Consider the following 21959-nt stretch of genomic DNA (forward strand, 5'->3'; position numbering starts at 1 on the left):
GTGCGGCCGGCCCCAGGCGGGCACGGTTTCTGTGGTTCTCGTGTGCAGATTTCAGGTGGCCTTGCGGGTGAAACTTCGTCGTACGCGCCGGGTGTGGCGCCATTGCCGGATGGCGGAGCCGATGCTCGGCGCCACCACCGAGACGATCAGCAGCAGCCCGGTAACCGTGATGAGGACGACGTCGGACACCCGGGCCAGGCGCAGCGCATAGTTCAGCGTCCCGATCAGCAGGACCCCCGCGATCACGCCGGGAATGGAGCCCTTGCCGCCGAAGATCGACACGCCGCCGAGCAGGACAGCGGCGATAACAGCCAGTTCCAGGCCGGAGGCGTTGTCACTGCGGGCACTCGTGTAGCGCAGCGTCCAGTAGATGCCGGCGAGCGCAGAGACGGCGCCGGATCCGACGTACAGCCAGAACTTGCTGCGGGCCACGTTGATGCCGACGAAGCTGGCGGCTTCCTTGCTGTAGCCCATCGCATAGAGCCCCCGCCCGAACGGCGTGAAGTGCAGCAGCACGCCGAAGAAGACCACCACCACGACCACGCCGATCATCACCGTGGGGATCCCGGTGCCACCGATCTTGGAGGTGAAGAAGGCAGTCAGCGCCTTCGGGAAGTTGGCCACGGCGTTGTCGCCGATGATGACAAGTGCCAGGCCGCGGAACAACGCCAGGGTGCCAATCGTGACCGCCAGGGACGGCAGTCCGAGGACCGCGATCAGGAAGCCGTTGAACATGCCGGCGGCAATTCCTGCCAGCAGGCTGATCGCCAGGACCAGCCAGATGTCCATCCCGCCGGCCCAGAGGACGCCCATCAAGGCGCTGGTCAGGCCGGCCGTGCTGGCCACGGACAGATCGATCTCGCCCGTGATGATGATCAGCGTCATCGGCATCGCAATCAGCAGGACCGGGATCACGTCCAGGAGCAGGAAGCCGGTGGTCACCGGCGAGGCGAAGCGCGGGATCGCGATGGCCGCGTAGATCAGGAAAGCAATCAGGGCGTAGATGGTGATGGCGTCACGGCCGGTAAGGATCCGTGCGGCGCCGGTCCGGCCCTTCGGTTCGCTGGCCAGCGGCTTGGTGTTGTCAGCCACGGGAGCCGGCGCCGTGCTGGTGGTGGACGTGGTTTCAGACATTGCGAGCCTCGCTAATCCGCAGTTTCTTGGCTGTGCGCAGGCTGGCCACGCGGTCGATGATGATGGCGGTGAGGATCAGCACGCCGACGATCGCCTGCTGCCAGAATTTGTCCACCCTGAGGGCGGTCAGGGAGCTGGTGATGGTGGTCAGGAGCACGGCGCCGAGGGCGGCCCCGGTCACCGATCCGCTGCCGCCGAAGATGGCCACGCCACCGACGACGGCGGCCGCCACCACGGTCAGTTCCATGCCGGTGCCGGTGGTCGCGCCGACCGAGTTGAAGCGGCTGGCGTAGAGCACGCCGGCCAGGCCGGCGAGCGCCCCGTTGGCCAGGAAGGCCAGGAACACGCGCTTGGAGACCTTGATGCCGAAGGCTGTCGCCGCGTCCGGGTCCGAGCCGATGGCGTACAGGTCACGGCCCGGGCGGGTGCCGGACATGTAGACGGCCACGGCGATCACGACGACGATGGCCAGCAGCGTGATAACGGGGAACCCCAGAAAGGTGTTCACCGAGAGGGCGCCGAACTCCTCCGGACGATCGCCCGCGAAGAACTGCTTGCCGCCGGCCCAGGCGTTGTTCAGGCCGCGGTACACGTAGAGCGTCCCGAGCGTGATGACCAGGGCGGGGACTTTGGCCAGGGTCACCAGGGCGCCGTTGAAGGCGCCGAGCAACGCCCCGAAGGCCATACCGATGGCAAACACTGCGATGATCGGAACGCCGGGCACGGCCGAGAAAATGGAGCCGGTGCCGAAGGCGACCAGCCCCAGCATGGAGCCGACGGAGAGGTCGATGTTCCGGGTGATGATCAGCAGGGTCTGCCCTACCGCCAGAATCATGATGATCGTGGCGTTGAGCAGCAGGTCCTTCACGCCTTGGGCGGTGAGGAACAGCGGGTTGATCAGGTAGGTGACGAGTACCAGGAGTGCCAGCGCGATCAGCACGGGGAGTTCGCGCATCCGCAGCACCGCAGCGACGGCGCCTCGGGCGCCGGCGGCGGGCGCCGTCGTCGTTGCGTTCTTGTGGTCCAGAGCTGAGCTCACAGGGTTCCTCCTGCGGAAGATGTGGCGGCGTGCATGACCGATTCGGGGTTCGCATCGGCACGGTCGAGTTCGGCGGTGATCCGGCCTTCGCGCATGACCAGGACGCGGTCCGCCATGCCGAGGACCTCGGGCAGTTCGGAGGAGATCATCAGGATCGCGATCCCGCGCCCGGCGAGGTCCGAAATGAGCCGGTGGACCTCGCTCTTGGTGCCGACGTCGATGCCGCGGGTGGGCTCGTCGATGATCAGCAGCCGCGGGTCCGTGGCCAGCCACTTTGCGAGCACCACCTTTTGCTGGTTGCCGCCGGAGAGCGTGGAGACGGCGTACTCCTGCGAGCCGGTCTTCACCTGGAGCCGTTTGCTCCACTCCTGGGCTGCGCGCCGCTCGGCGGCACCGTTGATCAGCCCCGCCGTCGTGTATTTGTTGCGCAGCGTGAGCGTGACATTCCGGGCCACGGACAGGTCCATCACGAGGCCCTGCTTGCGGCGGTCCTCCGGGACGAAGCCCATGCCGGCAGTGATCGCCGCCTGGGCATTGCGGGGCCTGAGCTTGCGCCCGTCGAAGGTGATGGCGCCGGCGTCATAGGGATCGATTCCGAACACGGCACGGGCCACCTCGGTGCGGCCGGCGCCCACGAGGCCGGCCAGCGCAACGATTTCCCCGGCGCGGACCTCGAAGCTGATATCGCGGAACACTCCTGCGCGGCTGAGCCCGTCCACTTTCAGGACCACGTCGCCGATCTCGGCAGGGGCTTTGGGGAACAGGGCGCCGATGTCACGGCCCACCATCTCGCGAACGATCCGCTCCACGGTGACGTCTGCTGTCCGGTGGGTGGAGATGTACCGGCCGTCCCGCATGACGGTGATGCGGTCGCAGAGGTCAAAGACCTCATCGAAACGGTGCGAAATGAAGAGGATGCCGGTCCCGCGGTCCCGGAGGCTCCGGGCCACGGCAAACAGCCGGTCCACCTCGACGCCGCTGAGGGCTGCGGTGGGCTCGTCCATCACCAGGACTTTGGCGTCCAGCGAAATGGCCTTGGCGATTTCAATGATCTGCTGGTCCGCGATGGACAAGCCCTCGGCGATGCGGGTCGGGTCGATGGGAACGCCAAGGCGTTCGAACAGCTTGTGCGCCTCCCTGACCATCGTCGCCTTGCTGATCAGCCCGAAGCGGCCCTTGGGCTGGCGGCCAACGAAGATGTTCTCTGCGACGCTCAGGTCCGGAAAGAGTGTGGGTTCCTGGTAGATGACGGAAATTCCGGCGTCCTTGCTCTCGGCAACGTTGCGGAACTGGACGCTCTGGCCCGCCACCTGGAAGTCGCCGGAATCGGGATGGTGCAGGCCGGCGAGGATTTTCACCAGCGTGGACTTGCCGGCGCCGTTCTCCCCGACCAGCGCGTGGATTTCGCCAGCCTCGATGTTGATGGTTCCATCGGCCAGGGCGACCACCGGGCCAAAGGTCTTGGCTGCGTGTGAGAGCGAGAGAACCGGAACCGGTTCCCCCTCGGAGGGGCCGGACCGGGAACTGTATGTCTGCTGCATAAAATTAACCGCACCTTTGGGGCTTAGTGAGCACTGCCTTGTTGAACACAGCAATGAATCGTTTCATAACCAGCTGTGATTTGAATCATAGGGTCTTCAAATGGACACGTCAACTGCTGTCAACCATCCGTGACGCAGCTTTTGATTCGTTTCAATGAAAGGGTTCAAAGTAGGCCCCGGACAGGTATCCTGAAGTGAGTATTTTGCGTATGCGCCGCCTAGCCCCAAGGGCTGCGGCGTCCACCTTCAGGAGCACAGGCAATGGTTTCAGCGAGCGTCAAGGACGTCGCGGCCCTGGCCGGCGTCTCGGTCGGGACGGTCTCCAATGTGCTGAACCGGCCGGAGAAGGTCTCTGCCGAAGTCACCGGCAGGGTCCAGTCCGCCATCGACAAGCTCGGCTTCGTCCGCAACGACGCCGCGCGCCAGTTGCGCGCCGGCATGAGCCACAGCATCGGCCTGGTGGTCCTGGACGCCGCAAACCCCTTCTTCACGGATCTGGCCAGGGGTGCAGAGGACCGTGCCACCGCGGAGAATTTAACGGTCCTCGTCGGAAATAGCAATGAGGACGAGGGCCGGGAATCCGCCTATCTGGATCTTTTCGAGCAGCAGCGCGTGCGGGGCGTACTGCTGTCCCCGGTAGGAAATGTGATCCCCCGGCTGGAGCAGCTCCGGCGCCGGGGCATCCCGACGGTGCTCGTGGACCGGCAGACAGAGAACCTGAGCTTCTCCTCGGTGGCCGTGGATGACCTGGCGGGCGGGGAGATGGCTGCAGCCCACCTGTTGTCGCTGGGCCGGCGGCGGATCGCGTTTGTTGGCGGCCCGGCAAGCATCCGGCAGGTGGCGGACCGTTTGGCAGGGGCCCGGAAGGCCGTCGACGCCGTCGCGGGTGCAGCCCTCGAGGTCATCGCAACGGAATCCCTGACCGTGCTTTCGGGGAGGGCAGCCGGCGAGTCCATCCGGTCCCGGCCCGAAGCCGAACGCCCGGATGCGATCTTTGCAGCCAACGACCTGCTGGCCATAGGTGTCCTCCAGGGCCTGATGCTCATGGGCGGCGTCAACGTGCCGCAAGAGATCGCCCTGATCGGCTACGACGACATTGAGTTCGCCGCCGCCGCCGTCGTACCCCTGTCCTCCATCCGGCAGCCCAGCGCCCTCATCGGCTCCACCGCACTGGAATTGCTGCTCCGGGAAGCGGCAGCCGAGGACGGCTTTGCACCCACCCAGGTGGTCTTTCCGCCCGAACTGATAGTGAGGGCATCCACGCAGGGCTGACAGGAGGCCCCGATGGGCAGCGCAGACTATGAGTTCCGGCGCCACCACCGCCACATTTGCCGATCTGACCGCCACTTGGCTGAGCCGGCACCCAACCCGCACCCCGCAGCCCGCAGGAACCCACACCGGAGCACCTCGGCTCTAGACGCCTGCACAACAGAACGAGAGGGCCTCATACATTTGACCATTGAGACGGGGGCCATTTAACGGTTAGCTGGATCACATCCTCGTTTGCCCGTAACCGTTCAGGACTCCTCATGACATTGCAGAATAACCGGCCCTCGGGCCGCGCCACAGACTGGGACGACGTCGAGATCGGCGACGCCGTCCACCTCCGCCGGGGCGGCCTCCTCGAGCACGCAGGCCGTGTAGACAACCGCACCGCCGACGGCGCCGTCGTGTGGGTGGTGTCCAAGGCCGGGCACCGGAAGCTGTTCCACGTCGCCGACGGCTTCAAACTGAGCGTGGCAGACCCCGAAGGGGCCCGCCATGCTGACAACTGACCGCCAACCCGCCCTGATGCAGCAGCCGAACCCCCTGTCCGGCGTCGCGACCGGGACGGGCACCTGGGCAGCCGGCACCGCCGCCTCCTGCCCGGATGACTGCCACTACTGCTCCGGCCCCGAGACCGACTAGCGGCAACGGCTCCCCTTGCGCCGCGGCCGCAGGAGGCCCCAGGGGTCCGTAGGAGCAGTTGACCTCGGCCGATGCCCGGAAATCACAATCCGGGCATCAATCGGGCTCCGCCGCCGTGGCATCGTTGACTAAGGCAACGGCGGGCATAATGGTTGAGCCATGAGGTCTCAGCGAATGAAGCACGCACTGGTTGTGACAACGGCTGCCGCGGCGGCCCTCCTGCTCAGCGGCTGCGGGGGCAGCTCGACGCAGACCCAGCCGGCCACGTCCCCGCCCACCCCGTCGGCCAGCGAAACAAGCCAGCCCGCAACTTCCGGTGCCGCAACGGAATCCTCTGCGGCCGCCGCATCCTCGCAAGCGGCCCAGGCCGGCCCCGCACTGTGCAAGGCCGGAAGCCTGACCGCCACCACGGACTCCTCGGGCGGCGGCGCCGCGGGCAGCGTCTACATGCAGCTAATCGTGACCAATTCCGGCACCGAACCGTGCCTGCTGAAGGGCTATGCGGGCGTCTCCCTCACAGCCGGGGCCGACGGCGAGCCGATCGGCGCCGCCGCCACCCGCGACGACTCGACCCCGGTCACCGATGTCCTGCTCGCCCCGGGCAAGGCCGGCGCCGCCACGCTGCGCTACACCCAGGCCGCCAACTACCCGGACTGCACCCGGACGCCGGCGGCAGGACTCCGGGTCTACCCGCCCGATGACACCGACTCGCTGTTCCTCGCGCAGCCGCTGGACGCCTGCGCCAACACGGAGATCAACCTGCTGACCATCGGAGCTTTCCAGCCCAAGTAACGCTGGGCACCCGCGTCTCTGCTCGCGCCCGCCACGGTGCATTTGCCCTTCTGGGGCCGCCGGGCCGCCGTGATCGGGCCCGGCTAATAGTGTCGGTGGGGTAGGGCATGATGGAGGAATGAAGGGGCAGGAGCTCGCCGGCGGCACACTCTCGGCCGACGCCATGGACCGGTTCAGCCGACCGACCCGGGACTGGTTCCTGGGCGCTTTTTCCGCGCCCACCCCGGCCCAGAACGGCGCCTGGAATGCCATCTCCTCCGGTGCGCACGCCCTCGTGGTCGCCCCCACCGGTTCCGGCAAGACTCTCGCCGCGTTCCTCTGGGCGCTGGACCGACTGCTCGTTTCCGCCCCCGCCGAGCCCGAGCCCCTGCCCGGCCTGGACACGGCGGCCAAGAGCGGGCGCCGAACGGCCTCGCGGATTAATTCAGCCCAGCGGAAGGCAGCCCAGCGGAAGACCCGAGTGCTGTACATTTCCCCGCTCAAGGCTCTCGGCGTCGACGTCGAACGCAACCTCCGCGCACCGCTGATCGGCATCACGCAGACCGCCAAACGCCTGGACCTGCCCGCCCCGCTCATTACCGTGGGCGTCCGGTCCGGGGACACGACGGCGTCAGACCGCCGCTCGCTGCTCAGCCACCCGCCCGATATCCTCATCACCACCCCGGAATCCCTCTTCCTGATGCTGACGTCCAAGGCGCGCGAAACCCTCAGTGAGGTCGACACGATCATTGTCGATGAGGTCCACGCCGTCGCCGGGACCAAGCGCGGGGCGCATCTGGCGGTGTCGTTGGAACGGCTCGACGCGCTGCTGTCCAAGCCCGCCCAGCGCATCGGGCTTTCGGCCACCGTGGAACCCAAAGAGCTGGTGGCTCAGTTCCTCGCCGGATCGGCGCCGGTGGAAATTGTGGCCCCTCCGTCGCGGAAGAACTGGGACCTGACCGTCTCTGTACCTGTGGAGGACATGTCCGATCTCCAGGGCGCCGCCGGCGCCTTCGATTCCGGCCCGGCCTCCGGGCTCCAGCCGCAGGCGTCCATCTGGCCCCATGTGGAGGAAAAGATCGTGGACCTGGTGCTGGCCAACCAGTCCACAATCGTGTTCGCGAACTCCCGCCGCCTCGCCGAACGGCTGACCGCCCGGCTCAACGAGATCTACGCCGAACGCCAGCTCATGGCGGCCGGCGGCGACTGGACCGAGTTTGGCGCCGGGGCGCCGGACTTCGACGCCGTACCGGCCGCAGTGCCGAAATCAGTGCCGAAATCGGTGCCAAGTACAGTGCCCAACGCCGTGCCGCCCGGCGGTGCCGCTGCACAGCCCACGTCCACCGCCACACCGGCCCACATGATGGCCCAGGCAGGCAGCACCGCCGGCGCCGACCCCGTGCTGGCCCGCGCGCACCACGGTTCCGTGTCCAAGGACCAGCGCGCCTTGATCGAGGACGACCTGAAATCCGGCCGCCTGCGCTGCGTGGTGGCCACGTCCTCACTCGAGCTTGGCATCGACATGGGTGCGGTGGACCTGGTGGTGCAGGTCGAGTCGCCGCCCTCGGTGGCCAGCGGCCTGCAGCGGGTGGGCCGCGCCGGCCACCAGGTCGGCGAAATCTCCCAGGGCGTCCTGTTTCCGAAGCACCGGGCAGACCTCGTCCACACAGCCATCACCGTGGAGCGGATGCTGGACGGCAAGATCGAGCGGCTCAGCGTGCCGGCCAACCCGCTGGACATCCTGGCCCAGCAGACGGTCGCCGCCACCGCTCTGGGTGCCATCGACGTGGAGGAGTGGTTCACCACCGTCCGGCGGTCCGCGCCCTTCGCCTCACTCCCCCGCTCCGCGTTCGAGGCCACCCTGGACCTTCTGGCCGGACGCTATCCCTCGGACGAGTTCGCGGAACTGCGGCCCCGTGTCATCTGGGACCGGAACGCCGGGACCATTGAGGGCCGTCCCGGCGCGCAGCGGCTGGCCGTCACGTCCGGCGGCACCATCCCGGACCGCGGGCTGTTCGGCGTTTACATCATTGGCAGCGAAGTCGAGGGCACCGGCGGTTCGGGGTCAGGCGGGGGCGGCTCCTCCGGCGGTGCCAGTGCGGACGGCAGGGCAGCCAGCCCGGCCACGGCGGCCGCCAAGGGCGGGCGCCGGGTGGGCGAACTCGACGAGGAAATGGTCTATGAATCCCGGGTTGGCGATATCTTCGCCCTCGGCGCCACGAGCTGGAAGATCGAGGACATCACGCACGACCGTGTCCTGGTCTCGCCGGCGTTCGGCCAGCCCGGCAAGCTCCCGTTCTGGAAGGGCGATTCGCTCGGCCGGCCCGTGGACCTGGGCCGCGCCCTCGGCGCGTTCATGCGCGAACTGGCGGCGTCCGACGTCGGGCCGGCAACCGAGCGGTGCAAGGCCAGCGGACTGGACGACTACGCCGCGAACAACCTGATCCAGTACCTCGCCGAACAACGGCTCGCCACCGAGGTGGTCCCCAGCGACACCACCCTCGTGGTGGAACGCTTCCACGACGAGCTCGGCGATTGGCGCGTGGTGCTGCACAGCCCCTTCGGCATGCCCGTGCACGCACCGTGGGCCCTGGCCGTGGGCCAGCGCCTGCAGCAGCGCTACGGGATGGACGGCTCGGCCATGGCCGCCGACGACGGCATCGTGCTGCGCGTGCCCATGATGGAGGATGAGCCGCCGGGCGCCGAGTTGTTCCTGTTCGATCCGGAGGAAATCGAGCAGATTGTGACGGCGGAGGTCGGTGGCAGCGCCCTGTTCGCGTCCCGGTTCCGCGAGTGCGCCGCCCGTGCTTTGCTCCTGCCCCGGCAGAATCCCGGCAAGCGGCAGCCCCTGTGGCAGCAGCGGCAGCGCTCGGCGCAGCTGCTGGATGTTGCCCGGAAGTACCCGACGTTCCCGATTGTCCTCGAGACGGTCCGCGAGTGCCTGCAGGATGTCTACGACCTTCCGGCGCTGAAGGACATCGCCGCCTCGGTGGAGCGCCGCGAGCTCAGGATCGTCCAGACCACCACCCAGCAGCCCTCACCGTTCGCGAAGTCCTTGCTCTTCGGCTACGTGGCCCAGTTCCTCTACGAAGGCGACTCCCCGCTCGCGGAGCGCCGTGCCGCCGCCCTGGCCCTCGATTCCACCCTGCTCAATGAGCTCATGGGCCGCGTGGAGCTGCGCGAACTGCTGGATGCGAAGGTCATCGACGCCACCGAGCGCGAACTCCAGCGCCTGGCCCGGGACCGCCAGGTACGCGGGCTGGAGGGCGTCGCGGACCTCCTGCGCCTCCTGGGTCCGCTCGCGCCGAACGAAGTCGCCGCCCGCCTGGAACCGGAGGCCGGACCGGTCCCGGCGGACGATACCGCCGGGGCCGCCCCGGCGGCTGAGCCTCTCGAAACCCCGGCGGTTCTGCCCGTCGAAACCCCGGCAACGGAGGCCGACGCCGCTGCCCACCTCGCGGCCCTGCAGCGGGCCAACCGGGCGATCAAGGTCAACATCGGCGGCATCGAACGCTTTGCGGCGGTCGAGGATGCCGCCCGGCTCCGGGATGCCCTCGGCGTACCGCTGCCCATGGGCGTGCCGCTGGCCTTCATCGAACCGGTCGCGGACCCCCTCGGCGACCTCGTCTCGCGCTACGCCCGCACGCACGGGCCCTTCACCGCCGCCGAGGCCGCGGCACGGCTGGGACTCGGCGTCGCCGTCGTCGGCACGGCGCTGAAGCGGCTGGCCGCGGACGGACGCGTGGTGGAAGGCGAGTTCCGCCCGCACGCTACGCCACCGGGAGTCACGCCGGCCGGCACGGCAGCCGGGGTTGCGGCGTCCCGAGTTGCGGAATCCGGAGTTGAGGAATCCGGCATTGAGGGGTCCGGCGACACGGCGGTCCCAGCTGCCGTTCCCGCCACGGTCCCGTCTGCCGTTCTGCCTGCCGTTTTGCCTGCGGCGGGTGTGAGCGAATGGTGCGACGCCGAGGTCCTCCGTAAGCTGCGCCGCCGCTCGCTCGCCGCGCTCCGGGCCGAAGTGGAGCCCGTGGACGCCGCCGCGTACGGGCGGTTCCTTCCCGCCTGGCAGAACGTGCGGACCCCGGGCGGGCGCGGGCAGTCCGCGCTCCGCGGCCTGGACGGCATCATCACGGCCATCGACCAGCTCTCCGGCGTGCCCATTCCGGCCTCCGCGTGGGAACCGCTTGTCCTGGCCAGCCGTGTCTCGAATTACCAGCCGGCCATGCTGGACGAACTCATGGCCGCCGGCGAAGTCCTCTGGTCCGGTGCCGGCTCGTTGCCCGGCAACGACGGCTGGGTCAGCCTGCACCTCGCGGATTCGGCCGAGCTGACGCTGAACCCTGCCATCGATTTCGAACCCGGCGATGCGCAGCGGCGGCTCCTTGAGCACCTCCAGAACAACGGCGGCGGCTACTTTTTCCGGCAGCTGACCGAGGTTGCCGGCGGCATGGATTCCGTGCTGAGCGAACAGGACGTGGTGGCCGCCCTCTGGGATCTCGCCTGGGCGGGCCGGATTACCGGCGACACCTTCGCCCCGGTCAGGGCCCTGATCGCCGGCGGCCACACCGCGCACCGGCAGGTGGGGCGTGCCCCGCGGGCCCGCGCGCCGCGGCTCAGCCGGCTCGGACGGGCGCACGGCACCGGCCTGCTGGGATCGCCCGGACTCACAGGCGGCCGGTACGGCTCCCTGACCGGCACCGCACCTGCACCCCCGCTCGCCGCAGGACGCTGGTCCGCGCTGCCCTCCCCCGAACTCGATCCCACCATCCATGCCCGGGCCACGGCGGAACTGCTCCTGGACCGCTACGGCGTGGTCACCCGGGGCTCGGTCATGGCGGAGAACATCCTCGGCGGCTTCGGCCTCATGTACAAGGTGCTGGCCCGGCTCGAGGAAGCCGGACGCTGCCGCCGCGGCTACTTCATCGAACACCTCGGCGCGGCGCAGTTCGCCGTTCCGGCCACGGTGGACCGGCTGCGGTCCTACGTCGAGGACGCCCAGCTGCACAAGGCCGAGCCGGTGGCCCTGGCCCTGGCCGCGACCGACCCCGCCAACCCCTATGGCGCCGCGCTGCCGTGGCCTGCGCTCAACGTCGACGCCGGCACGGGCCATCGCCCCGGCCGGAAGGCAGGCGCCCTCGTGGTCCTGGTCGACGGCGCCCTGGCCCTGTATGTGGAGCGCGGCGGCAAGACCCTGCTCGCCTTCAGCGACGACACCGACGTCCTGGCCGCGGCCGGTTCGGCCCTGGTGGGCGTGGTGACCCGCGGGGCCATCGACAAGCTGATCATGGAAAAAGTCAATGGCCACGGCATCCTGGACACCCCGGTGGCGGCCGCCCTCGCCCAGGCCGGAGCCTACTCCACTCCGAAGGGACTGAGGATCCGTGCCTGAGGGCGATTCGGTCTTTCGCGCCGCGGCACAGCTGCACGCGGCACTGGCCGGAAAGGAACTGGTCTCGTCCGATTTCCGGGTCCCGCGCTTCGCCACCCTGAAGCTCGGCGGCTGGACCGTCGATGAGGTGGTGCCGCGCGGCAAGCACCTGCTGATGCGCGTGCAGGGCCCGACGCCGAAGGACCGGCTCACCATCCACTCGCACCTGAAGATGGAGGGCAGCTGGCAGGTGTACCCGCCCGGGGGCCGCTGGCGGAAGCCCGGCTTCACAGCCCGCTGCGTGCTGCGGACCGCCACGGCCGACGCCGTCGGATTCTCCCTGGGCATTCTCGAGGTGGTCCGCACCGACCAGGAAGACGCCATCGTGGGGCACCTCGGCCCGGACCTGCTGGGCCCGGACTGGGACGCCGCCGAGGCCGAACGCCGGCTGCTGGCGGCCCCGGACGTTCCCATCGGCATCGCCCTGCTGGACCAGAGCAAACTGGCGGGGATCGGGAACATCTACCGGTGCGAGGCCTGCTTCCTCGCGGGAGTCCATCCGGCGTCGCCCGTGTCCACAGTGCCGGATCTTCCCGCCATCATCACCGATGCGCAGGTCCTGCTCTCCGCCAACCTCGGGCCGGGCCGCCGGACCACTGTGCTGAACGCGCGCGGCGTGCCTGTGGGCCGCACCGCCGGGCGCCCCGGCTACTGGGTCTACCGGCGCGAGCACCAGCCGTGCCTGAAATGCGGCACCCCAATCCGCCGCGGCATCCTTGGCAGGGACACCGGCACCGGCACCTACACGGAGGAACGGGACATCTACTACTGCCCTATGTGCCAGCCCTTGCCGGGCCCCGGGCCAGAGAGCGTCAGCTGACGGGACGCGCGGGGGATCAATCTGTCCGGGCGCTGGATGCTGTTGCCGGGACTGCCGTCCCTGCAACAGCGGCTTCCGTTTCAGTCCCGGCCACGGAGACGGGCCGCGCACCGGGTACGGTGAACCGCGGCAGCAGCCACTGCACCAGGGGTCCAATCGCCAGCGCGTACAGCACCGTGCCTACCCCGACCGAGCCGCCCAGCAGCCAGCCGGCGCCGAGGACCACCACTTCAATGCCGGTGCGGCAGACCCGGACGGGCCAGCCCGTCCGCCGGGCGAGCCCGGTCATGAGGCCGTCCCGTGCGCCCGGGCCCAGGCGGGCGCCGATGTAGCAGGCAGAGGCGACGCCGTTGAGCAGCACGGCCCCGACCAGCAGGCCGATCTGGCCGCCCAGATGCGAGAACTGTGGAATCAGCGCCAGCCCGATGTCCGCGAAGACCCCCACCAGCACCGCGTTGCACAAGGTCCCCACGCCGGGCCACTGCCGGAGCGGGATCCACAGGAGCAGCACCAGGAAGCTGACAACAATCACCACCGTACCGAGGCTGAGCCCGGTCCTGGCCGTCAGCCCCTGGTGGAGCACGTCCCAAGGCGCCGTGCCGAGGCTGGCACGGATAAACATGGCCAGGGAGATGCCGTACAGGGCGAGGCCGATCAGGAGCTGGAGGAGTCTGCGGGTCAACATGGTGTCCATCCTCCTAGAAAACTGGCCTTGCAATCCATAGCCAGTTTGAAATACTGGCTACATGCCCATCTCTCTGACTCCGGGGTCGCTGGCCCGCCTGCTGGGCGAGTGGAACGTTGGCGCCGCCCCCGCCTACCGCGAACTGGCCGACGTCGTCCGCCTGCTCATCCTCGACGGCCGCGTCGCCCTCGACGTCGCCCTGCCGAGCGAGCGTTCGCTGGCGGCGGCCCTTGGCATCAGCCGCACCACGGTGACCGCGGCGTACGCCCTGCTGCGCGAGCAGGGATTTCTTAGCAGCGGCCAAGGCAGCCGGAGCCGGAGCTGCATCCCGAGCCAGGGGCCCGGGCATGCCGGCGGTCATGACGGCGCCCTGCGATTGAGTGGCGCCCCCGGCCTAGCCGTGCCGGACGGGATCCTGGACCTGGCCTATGCCTCCCTGCCCGCCAGCGGCGAAGTGGTGCACCGGGCCTTTGCCGCGGCACTGACCGAGCTGCCGGCGCTGCTGCCGGGCTTCGGCTACGACGCCCTGGGCGTGGGCCCGCTCCGCGAAGCCATTGCGGCCCGGTACACCGCCGCCGGGGTCCCCACAACGGCCGGACAGATCCTGGTCACCTCGGGCGCCCAGCATGCGCTGAACATTGTGCTCCGCGCTTTGGCCCGCCGTTCGGGGACCAAAGTGCTTGTGGAACATCCCAGCTACCCGAACGCCCTCGACGCGATCCGGGCTGCGGGCTGCCGCCCGGTCCCGGTGGCTATGCCCGCCGCGAACCCCATCGGCCAGGGCCGCAACGGTGCAGGCCCCCTGGGCGCAGGCGGCTGGGACCTCGAGGCCATGGAATCGGCGCTGCTGCAGCAGAGGCCCGCGATGGCCTACGTGGTGCCGGACTTCCACAACCCCACCGGCCGGCTGATGCCCGATGCGCAGCGGCGCCGCCTCGTGACGGCGGCAGCGTCGTCGGGCACCGTGCTGGTGGCGGACGAGACGCTGCGGGAGCTGAACCTCGACGGCGCCGCCTCGACCCCCATGGCCGCATTCAGCCCGGCGGTGGTCTCCCTCGGTTCCCTCAGCAAGTCGCACTGGGCAGGGCTGCGCACCGGCTGGATCCGCGCCAGCGAGCCGCTCATCCAGCGCTTCGCCGCCGCCCGCACCACCCTGGACCTCGGCGGGCCCGTGGTGGAACAGCTTGCCGCGGCGCATCTGGTCAACGCCATGACGGAGCCGCTCCCTGCCCGGCTCGCCGCGCTGCGCGAGAACCGGAACGCGCTGCTCGAACTGATACACGCGCACCTTCCTGGCTGGGAGCCGGAATGGCCCGACGGCGGACTGTCCCTCTGGTGCCGTCTTCCGGCGCCGATCAGCACGGCTCTTGCGGTGGTGGCTCCCGACGTCGGGATCCGGCTGGCCGCGGGGCCGCGGTTCGGCGTCGGCGGCGCGTTTGAGCAGTACCTGCGGCTGCCGTTCACCCTGCCGCCGGAGCAACTGGAGACGGCCGTCCTGGCGTTGCGTTCGGCGCAGGATCGGCTGGAGGCCTCGCCGCAGCTGAGGCGCAACGTCTCAGCCCCGCCGGCCGCGGCCATCGCCTGAATCCAGAGGCGTCCCACAGGCCCGTCCTGCGACGCCCGCTCTTCCCGGCGCTGCGCACAGGCCCTGCCGACGCCCGCTCTTCCCGGCGCTGCGCACAGGCCCTGCCGACGCCCGCTCTTCCCGGCGCTGCGCACAGGCCCTGCCGACGCCCGCTCTTCCCGGCGCTGCGCACAGGCCCTGCCGACGCCCGAATCCGGGTGTCGACAGGGCATCAGTGCGTCGCCAGGCAGGATGGGCGTCGCGGCTAGGCGTAGACCTTCGCCAGGAAGCCGGCCCAGGCCTTGGCCGTCGCCGCGGTGTCCCCGCTGCCGCTGTAGTCGTGCACGGTCATGCCCACCGGTGCGCCGAAGGCGTTGCGCCCGAAGAAGCGGTACATCGTGTCCGCGGTCCGCAGGCCGAGGAAGTTCTCGTTGGAGAAGTCGACTTCGCCGCTGAGCGGGCCGACGCCGTCGAGCTCCAGCTTAACCGCCTCCCCCTGAGCCGCAGTGTCGACGCCGAGGGCCCTCTTGAGCCGGTCGAAGCCGTCCGGCGTTTGCGACGCGGCGGGTGCCTGGATGTCCGTGAAGACGACGGGCTTGCCGTCGAAGTACTTCAGGTACTGGCCCAGGGTGTGGAGGTAGAACGCGGTGTGCTTGCTGGCGCCGTCGTACTGCTCATCCCAGTTGTCCGCGAAGATGCCGCTGTGGACGTAGTGCAGCCGGGCCCGGCCGCCGTCGAGAGGTTCCAGGACGTGCTCCAATTGGTTGAACCAGCCATCAGGCCCGTCCATCCGGGACACCAGATGGGAGGGGTACTCATCCACGGTCCGGACCGCCGGCCATTGGTCCGTGGGGAACATCCAGGCCGGGGTGTCCTTGGTAACGGCCTCCCACACCCGCTCGGGGGTGCCGGGCAGTTCGGTGTCGTAGACGATCTCGAAATTCCGCTTGTCAGTCATTGTCCTGCTCCTTAGCTTGTGGGTTTGCAGTTTGTGGGTGTGTAGTTTCTGGGGCTGCGTGCGGGTCTGCTTGCGCTGCCTTGGGCGCCGGCGCCTTCAATGACGGGTGGAGCGCGACGACCAGCCGGTGCTTGCGCCCTGCCGGCGGGGTCGTTGCCGGCGAACCTGGCGGGAGGTCGCGTCCGCCATCGTGGTACTTGTCCACGAGCCGGGTCACGGCTTCGCCGAGCTCCTCGGCGAAGGCCGCCCGGTCCGCCGCCGACCGGAAGGTGATCTCGCCGTCGATGGCAAAGGTGGCGAGTTTTTGCCTGGCCGCGGTCGCCCCGGCGATCAGCTGGCCCATCTCCTGGACCATGCGGGCGGCGAGCGCCAGCAGCCAGAAGGCGGAAAAGCGGTCCGAGAACCGCCGCGGGTCCGGCGCCACGGAAGCCAGGGCCGCCGGCGAGATCAGGTACGACGCCGCCGTCGCCCGCAGGATGCGTTCGGTGACGTTGCCGCGCCGCCGCTCCTCGACGAGCTCGACAAGCCCGTGCCGCTCGAGGGCCTTGAGGTGGTAGTTCACCTTCTGCCGCGGCAGGCCCACCTTCGCGGCGAGCTGCGTTGCGGATCCGGGCTCGGCCAGCTCGCGCAGGATCCTCGTCCGGATCGGGTCCAGCGAGGCCTCCGCCGCGGCCGGATCCTCAATCACTTCAATGTCCAACATGCTTCAAGTCTGCCCGCCGACAATTTTATTTGTCAAGAACTTTTTTCTCGTCGGTGCGATCGACTGGCGCGGCGACGCGAGTTCGCCGGAAGCGCCCGAGGTCGCCGGACCTTCGGCCTTCCCGGCGACCTCGCACGCTTGGCACGAATTCGAGGGCGTGGGCGCGGGAGGGGCGGGCGCGGAGGAAGGGCGGGGGCGAGGCCTCGCGAGTTCGCAGGCGAGGGGCGGGGGCGAGGCCTCGCGAGTTCGCAGGCGAGGGGCGGGGGCGAGGCCTCGCGAGTTCGCAGGCGAGGGGCGGCGGCGGGGCGGGAGACCGGACACGTAGAATGGGCTGGTGATGCAATCCCCCCTCCCCGTGCGCGACGGCGTCAACGCGACGCGCCTGCGCCTGCCGGACGAGGGGCCCTGGGAGACCGCACTGGACTACATGATGCACCGGTGGGGGCATATCGATCCCCAGGGCATAGAGGACCGGTTCGACGCCGGCGAGATCGTTGGCGAGGCCGGGAGAGTCCTGGACCGCAGCACGCCGATGCAGGACCACACGTTCATCTGGTACTACCGCTCCCTGCCTCCGGAGACCCGGATCCCGGTGGAGCTGAGCATCCTGCACCAGGACGATCATCTGCTGGTCGTGGACAAGCCGCACTTCCTGCCCACCACCCCCGGCGGGACGTACATCCAGGAATCGGCCCTGGTCCGGCTCCGGAACCAGCTCGGGCTCCCGGACCTGATCCCCATGCATCGCCTCGACCGAATGACCGCCGGCATCCTGCTGCTCTCCACGAACCCCGAGACCCGCGGCAAGTACCAGGTGCTCTTCGAAAAGCGCCAGGTCCAGAAGGAATACGAGTGTGTATCCGCCGCGGAGTCGGCGCCGGGGCACCCCGCCGTGGACTTCCCGGTGGTGGTTCGGAACCGGATGACCAAGTCCCGCAGCTATCTGCTGGCCGAGGTGGTTGACGGCGAACCAAACGCGGAAACCCGGATCGAGCGGCTGCACACGTTTGACGCGGCCAGCAGTCCCGCCAGCAGGCCCGAAAGCACACCATCCGGCGGACCCCACCGCGCACCCGACGGCGGACCCCAACGCCGCGCGCTGTACCGGCTGGAGCCGCATTCGGGTAAGACCCACCAGCTGCGCGTGCACATGGCCTCACTGGGCCTGGGGATCGTCAACGATGCGTTCTACCCGGAGCTGCTGGACAAGGCTCCGGACAACTACGCCAAGCCGCTGCAGCTCCTGGCCCGCGGGATCCGCTTCGTCGACCCCATCTCGGGGAGCCCGGTGGAATACCGCAGCAGACTGGAACTCAGCGAAGCACGGTAGCGGCTGGAAGTGCGGTACCTTGTGCCCATGGACTTCGGAAATGCGGACAGCTGGGGCGCCGCGATCTATTTCTGGATCTTCCCCTTCGTGATCGGCGATGCCATTTTTCCGCCTGTGCCCTCGGAAATGCTGGTCATCACCGGCGGTGCACTCTCCGCGGAGGGCCACATCAACGCGTTCCTCGTGGTGCTCCTGGCCACGGTGTCCTCATGGCTGGGCGACATTCTCGTCTTCCAGCTCTTCAAACGGCGGCTGAGCCACGTGCTCGACCGCTGGAAATGGGGCCTGCGGTTCCACGCGGCCGTGCACGCGGCGATCGCGAAGGCGGGCCGTTCCTCCACGTACGGAGCGATTATCGGCATCCGCTTCATCCCTGGCGGGCGGCTGGCCGCGACGGCCGCGGCCGGCATCGCCAACGTCTCGACGCGGGGGTTCAGCCTCTGCGCGGCCATCGGCGGCTTGCTCTGGGCAAGCTGGTCGGTGGCGCTGGGCTATTTCGCGGGCTCCGCCACCGGACTCCCGTTTTGGGCGAGCTCGCTGATCGGCGTCGGCGTCGGGCTGGTGATCGGCGCCGTCGTTGGCGTGATCGTGACGCGACGCCGGGGCAGCCCCTCCCCTGCGGATTCCGCAGCGGTGGACCCGGACCAGGAACTGGACTTTTAGACGGGTGCCCAGCGGCCGCGGCTGCGGCGCAACACGGTCAGCGCGCCGGTGAGCGCAACGCGTTCGACGGCGTCGCGCATCATGGCTGCCGACTCCAGCGCCTGGCTGTTTTCGGCGCTGTACGCGGTGGCATCGACCAGGAAGCGCAGGTTCAGCTGAGGTACGCCGCCGGCGAGCTCAAGCTGGTGCGATTCGACGTGGTGCCGCGTCCCGAGCGCCTCGATGGCCGCGGCCATGACCGTTTCCGGAGCGGTGCCCGGCTTGAGGCCGGTGATCTTCAGTCTGGTCTGGAACGACGGCATGGAACAACCCTAGCCGCACCGCCACACACTCCCGTTGCGCTATCATTTTTGGCTGCCAAGAAGTCGAAATGGCCGCCATAGGTGATAGGGCAACAGGGGGTGGGCAGAGGCTGGGCGTGCGGGAGGGTCTGAGAGGGCTACCCGGTGTTGCGCAGCCCGGCGGCGACTCCGTTGACCGTGATCAGCATGGCGCGCTGGAGGCGCTCGTCGATCTCGGCACCGGACATGCCCGCTGCGGCCTCGGCCCTGACGCGGCGCAGCAGCTCCACCTGCAGGTAGCTGATCGGGTCGAGGTACTGGTCCCGGATCTCGAGGGAGCGCTTCAGGGTGGGCTGGGCATCGAGGATCACGTGCTCGCCCGTGAGGTTCTGGATTTCCTCGACGGTGAGCTCATACTCTTCCCGAATGGCATGGAACAGGTGGTGCAGCTCCTCCGGCACCAGGGTGGAGACGTAGTAGCCGGCAATGTCCATGTCCGTCTTCGCCAGGGTCATTTCCACGTTGGAAAGCACCGATCGGAAGAAGTGCCAGCCCTCGATCATCTCCTTGAGCTGGGCCGAGTTTCCGGCCTCGCGCGCGGCCTTGAGGCCGGAGCCCACGCCGAACCAGCCCGGCACGATCTGCCGTGACTGCGTCCAGCCGAACACCCACGGGATGGCCCGCAGTCCCTCCAGTCCGGCGCCGGAATCGGGCCGCTTGGACGGACGGGATCCGATGTTCAGGGATCCCAGCTGCTCCACCGGGGTGGAGGCCATGAAGTAGGCGGGCAGGTCGGGGTCCTCGATCAGCGTGCGGTAGCGCGCGAACGCGGCGTCGGAGACGGTTTCCATGACGTGGCCGTAGCGCACGCGCTGGTCCTCCGAGGTGCGCGGCGCGCGGTGCAGTGCCGAGCCCTGCAGCACCGCGGCAAGGGAGAGCTCGAGGTTTTCGCGGGCCAGCTCCGGCAGGGAGTACTTGTCCGAGATGACCTCGCCCTGCTCGGTGAACTTGATCTCGCCCTCGAGCACGCCGTTGGGCTGGGCCATGATGGCATCGTAGGTCGGCCCGCCGCCGCGGCCCACCGAGCCGCCGCGGCCATGGAAGAGGCGCACGCGGACGCCGTGCTTCGCGGCCACGTCCCGGAGCTTGCGCTGGGTCTTGTAGATTTCCCACTGGCTCGTCATGACGCCGGATTCCTTGTTGGAGTCCGAGTAGCCGAGCATGATCTCCTGCACGTCGCCGCGGAGCCGGACCAGTTCGCGGTAGGACGAATCAGAGAGCAGCTGGTCCACGATCTCGGCCGACGCGCGGAGCTCGTCGACGGTTTCCAGCAGCGGCGCGAACCCGATCTTGGCGTAGGGCGCCTCGCCGAAGAGACTGACCAGGCCGGCCTCGCGGGCCAGCACGGCCGCGGCCAGGACGTCGTCCGCGCCGCGGGTCATGGAGATGATGTAGGTCTCGATCACGTCGGGGCCGTAGGTGCGCAGGGCACGCCGGATCTCCCGGAAGACGTCGTACGTGCCGTCAGCGACGCCGTCGAGCTTGATCGGGTGGCCGGAGAGCGGACGCCGGGAGGCGAGTTCGGAGCCCAGCACCTCCAACCGCTCGGCGCGGCTGAGTTCGGCGTACCGGACACCGGGGCCGCCGAGGCGGTCCATGAGCTGCCCGACGGCCTCGTGGTGGTGGTCGGCGTGCTCGCGGATGTCCAGGGTGGCCAGGTGCAGGCCGAAGGAGGCGATGGCGCGGCGGACCCGGGACAGGGCGCCGTCGGCGGCGAGGGCAGCGTGGTGGTTCCGCAGCGACCGTTCCAGCAGGCCGAGCTCGGCGAGGAGCTCCGCGGTGGCGGTGTAGTCGCGGCCGGGCTCGTGCGCGGATCCGGCCGTGACCCGCCGGCCGGTGTTGATCAGTTTGGCCTTGATGCAGGTGAGTTTGAGCCGGTACGGCTCCTGCGCGTTCAGCTCCAGGACGCGGCGGTCCAGGCCCGGCAGGTTCCCCAGGTCGACGTCGATCGAGTCCAGGAGTTCCTGGTCGGCCCCGGCCAGCGCGGTCGAATTCGACAGGATGGAGATGAGCCCGTCGATCAGGCCGATGCTGATCCGTACGGCGTGCTGGTTCTGGATCTGGAGGATTTCGCGGGTGACGGCGGCGGTGACGTTGGGGTTGCCGTCCCGGTCCCCTCCGATCCAGGAGCCGAAGCGGATCGGCGCCTTCTGCGGCGGCAGCGTGACGCCGTGCTCGGCGAGCAGCTCGGAGAGGTCCGAGAGCATTTCCGGCATGGCGTCACTGAGGATCCCGGTGAGGTAGTAGATGGCGTTCCGGGCCTCATCCACCGGGGTGGGCCGGACCTGGCGGAGCTCGTCCGTCTGCCACATCTGGTCGATCACTTCGGACAGGTGGCGGTCCTGGCGGCGGCGCGCGGACGTGCCCTCCGCCGTGGATTCGGACAGGATGTCCGAGAGCCGGCGGATTTTGTCCAGCACGGAACGGCGGGAGGCCTCGGTGGGGTGTGCGGTGAAGATGGGACGGACGTCGAGTTCGTTGACGACTTCCTGCAGCACGGAGTTGCCGGCCTGGTCCGCGATCTCCTCAACGGCTTTGGCGAGCCAGCCGTCCTTTTCTTGCCGGGTGCGCAGCCCGCGGACCCGGTGGACCTGCTCGGCGGCGTTCGCCAGGTGGAAGTAGAACGCGAACGCGCGGACCAGGTCGGTGGCCTGGTCCAGCGGCAGGGAGCCGAGCAGTTCGCGGACCTGGGCGACGACGTCGTACGAGCTCCACGGCCCGGTGGCGTCGGCCCCGCCGCGGGCGGCCTCCTTCGATTCCTTGGTCAGCAGGCGCACCTGCTCCACGAGGTCCAGGAGTTCCGGTCCGTGCTGGCGGACCAGGGATTCGCCCAGCAGGGTGGAGACCCGGCGGACATCAGCCCGGAGTTCGGCGGCAAGATCGGTGTCGGAATGCATTGCAGTGTCAGCCATGGAAACTATCTTTCGAGGGTTCGACTTGGCTCGTACACTGCGCTGGATACTGTGAGCCCGATTACTTCTTCCCATGGGATGTTACCCGCAGGCACTCCCGGCTGGAATTCCGTCTCAGATAGTGTCAGGCCCTGCCGCGCCGCCCAGCCCCCCTGGCCCCCG

At 69.0% G+C, this 21959-nt stretch carries 17 protein-coding genes; 9 read left to right on the plus strand and 8 right to left on the minus strand.

The genetic code is table 11. From position 1 onward, the window contains the following. Nucleotides 1-51: 51 nt before the first annotated feature. Genes MRBLAR12_RS21565 through MRBLAR12_RS21575 form a run of 3 tightly spaced genes read right to left on the minus strand, consistent with a single transcriptional unit; the run spans nucleotide 52 to nucleotide 3714 of the window. The gene (locus MRBLAR12_RS21565; RefSeq protein WP_229994840.1) at nucleotides 52-1134 is read right to left on the minus strand and encodes an ABC transporter permease; all 1083 of its coding nucleotides are present in this window, start codon (nucleotides 1132-1134) and stop codon (nucleotides 52-54) included. Beyond that, complete coding sequence (locus MRBLAR12_RS21570; protein ID WP_229994841.1) at nucleotides 1127-2173, minus strand: ABC transporter permease; 1047 nt, start codon at nucleotides 2171-2173, stop codon at nucleotides 1127-1129. The genes MRBLAR12_RS21565 and MRBLAR12_RS21570 overlap by 8 nt, the downstream gene beginning before the upstream one ends. Continuing rightward, complete coding sequence (locus MRBLAR12_RS21575) at nucleotides 2170-3714, minus strand: sugar ABC transporter ATP-binding protein (protein WP_364748311.1); 1545 nt, start codon at nucleotides 3712-3714, stop codon at nucleotides 2170-2172. The genes MRBLAR12_RS21570 and MRBLAR12_RS21575 overlap by 4 nt, the downstream gene beginning before the upstream one ends. 261 nt (nucleotides 3715-3975) lie before the next feature. Between MRBLAR12_RS21575 and MRBLAR12_RS21580 the strand changes: the two genes are divergently transcribed. From MRBLAR12_RS21580 to MRBLAR12_RS21605, 6 genes are all read left to right on the plus strand, one after another. Continuing rightward, nucleotides 3976-4986 carry a LacI family DNA-binding transcriptional regulator gene (locus tag MRBLAR12_RS21580; protein ID WP_229994843.1) on the plus strand — a complete coding sequence of 337 codons (1011 nt, stop codon included), beginning with the start codon at nucleotides 3976-3978 and terminating at the stop codon, nucleotides 4984-4986. Nucleotides 4987-5243: 257 nt separating this feature from the next. Further along, nucleotides 5244-5489 (plus strand): hypothetical protein, encoded by a 246-nt coding sequence (locus MRBLAR12_RS21585; RefSeq protein ID WP_364748315.1) that lies wholly within the window; start codon nucleotides 5244-5246, stop codon nucleotides 5487-5489. After that, a complete protein-coding gene (locus tag MRBLAR12_RS21590) occupies nucleotides 5476-5622 on the plus strand; it encodes a hypothetical protein (protein ID WP_364748318.1) in 147 nt (48 codons plus the stop codon). The genes MRBLAR12_RS21585 and MRBLAR12_RS21590 overlap by 14 nt, the downstream gene beginning before the upstream one ends. A gap of 174 nt (nucleotides 5623-5796) precedes the next feature. Then, complete coding sequence (locus MRBLAR12_RS21595; protein WP_364748321.1) at nucleotides 5797-6414, plus strand: DUF4232 domain-containing protein; 618 nt, start codon at nucleotides 5797-5799, stop codon at nucleotides 6412-6414. A gap of 118 nt (nucleotides 6415-6532) precedes the next feature. Next, nucleotides 6533-11782 (plus strand): Lhr family ATP-dependent helicase, encoded by a 5250-nt coding sequence (locus MRBLAR12_RS21600; RefSeq protein ID WP_364748324.1) that lies wholly within the window; start codon nucleotides 6533-6535, stop codon nucleotides 11780-11782. Then, the gene (locus MRBLAR12_RS21605) at nucleotides 11775-12641 is read left to right on the plus strand and encodes a DNA-formamidopyrimidine glycosylase family protein (RefSeq protein WP_364748327.1); all 867 of its coding nucleotides are present in this window, start codon (nucleotides 11775-11777) and stop codon (nucleotides 12639-12641) included. The genes MRBLAR12_RS21600 and MRBLAR12_RS21605 overlap by 8 nt, the downstream gene beginning before the upstream one ends. A gap of 16 nt (nucleotides 12642-12657) precedes the next feature. Here MRBLAR12_RS21605 and MRBLAR12_RS21610 read toward each other — a convergent pair whose 3' ends face one another. Then, the gene (locus tag MRBLAR12_RS21610; RefSeq protein ID WP_364748330.1) at nucleotides 12658-13326 is read right to left on the minus strand and encodes a YczE/YyaS/YitT family protein; all 669 of its coding nucleotides are present in this window, start codon (nucleotides 13324-13326) and stop codon (nucleotides 12658-12660) included. 61 nt (nucleotides 13327-13387) lie between these two features. Between MRBLAR12_RS21610 and MRBLAR12_RS21615 the strand changes: the two genes are divergently transcribed. Then, nucleotides 13388-14911 carry a PLP-dependent aminotransferase family protein gene (locus tag MRBLAR12_RS21615; RefSeq protein ID WP_364748333.1) on the plus strand — a complete coding sequence of 508 codons (1524 nt, stop codon included), beginning with the start codon at nucleotides 13388-13390 and terminating at the stop codon, nucleotides 14909-14911. 244 nt (nucleotides 14912-15155) lie between these two features. Here the strand turns inward: MRBLAR12_RS21615 and MRBLAR12_RS21620 are convergent, their stop codons facing one another. Then, nucleotides 15156-15848, minus strand: a complete 693-nt coding sequence (locus MRBLAR12_RS21620; RefSeq protein WP_229995985.1) for an SRPBCC family protein — start codon at nucleotides 15846-15848, stop codon at nucleotides 15156-15158. After that, on the minus strand, nucleotides 15841-16551 hold the full coding sequence (locus MRBLAR12_RS21625; protein ID WP_229995984.1) for a winged helix-turn-helix domain-containing protein: 711 nt from the start codon (nucleotides 16549-16551) through the stop codon (nucleotides 15841-15843). The genes MRBLAR12_RS21620 and MRBLAR12_RS21625 overlap by 8 nt, the downstream gene beginning before the upstream one ends. Nucleotides 16552-16888: 337 nt before the next feature. On the opposite strand from MRBLAR12_RS21625, the gene MRBLAR12_RS21630 reads away from it, so the two are divergent. Together MRBLAR12_RS21630 and MRBLAR12_RS21635 are read left to right on the plus strand one after the other, a co-directional pair. After that, nucleotides 16889-17881, plus strand: coding sequence for an RluA family pseudouridine synthase (locus tag MRBLAR12_RS21630; RefSeq protein WP_364748457.1), 993 nt, complete (start codon nucleotides 16889-16891; stop codon nucleotides 17879-17881). Between the two features lie 27 nt (nucleotides 17882-17908). Further along, complete coding sequence (locus tag MRBLAR12_RS21635) at nucleotides 17909-18544, plus strand: DedA family protein (protein ID WP_364748336.1); 636 nt, start codon at nucleotides 17909-17911, stop codon at nucleotides 18542-18544. Here MRBLAR12_RS21635 and MRBLAR12_RS21640 read toward each other — a convergent pair. Together MRBLAR12_RS21640 and ppc are read right to left on the minus strand one after the other, a co-directional pair. Then, a complete protein-coding gene (locus MRBLAR12_RS21640) occupies nucleotides 18541-18846 on the minus strand; it encodes a hypothetical protein (protein WP_364748338.1) in 306 nt (101 codons plus the stop codon). The genes MRBLAR12_RS21635 and MRBLAR12_RS21640 overlap by 4 nt on opposite strands. Before the next feature lie 137 nt (nucleotides 18847-18983). Next, nucleotides 18984-21797 (minus strand): phosphoenolpyruvate carboxylase, encoded by a 2814-nt coding sequence (gene ppc, locus MRBLAR12_RS21645; RefSeq protein ID WP_364748341.1) that lies wholly within the window; start codon nucleotides 21795-21797, stop codon nucleotides 18984-18986. Nucleotides 21798-21959 lie beyond the last annotated feature (162 nt).

This window comes from Arthrobacter sp. LAR12-1-1.1 (assembly GCF_040676555.1).
Lineage (GTDB): Bacteria > Actinomycetota > Actinomycetes > Actinomycetales > Micrococcaceae > Arthrobacter.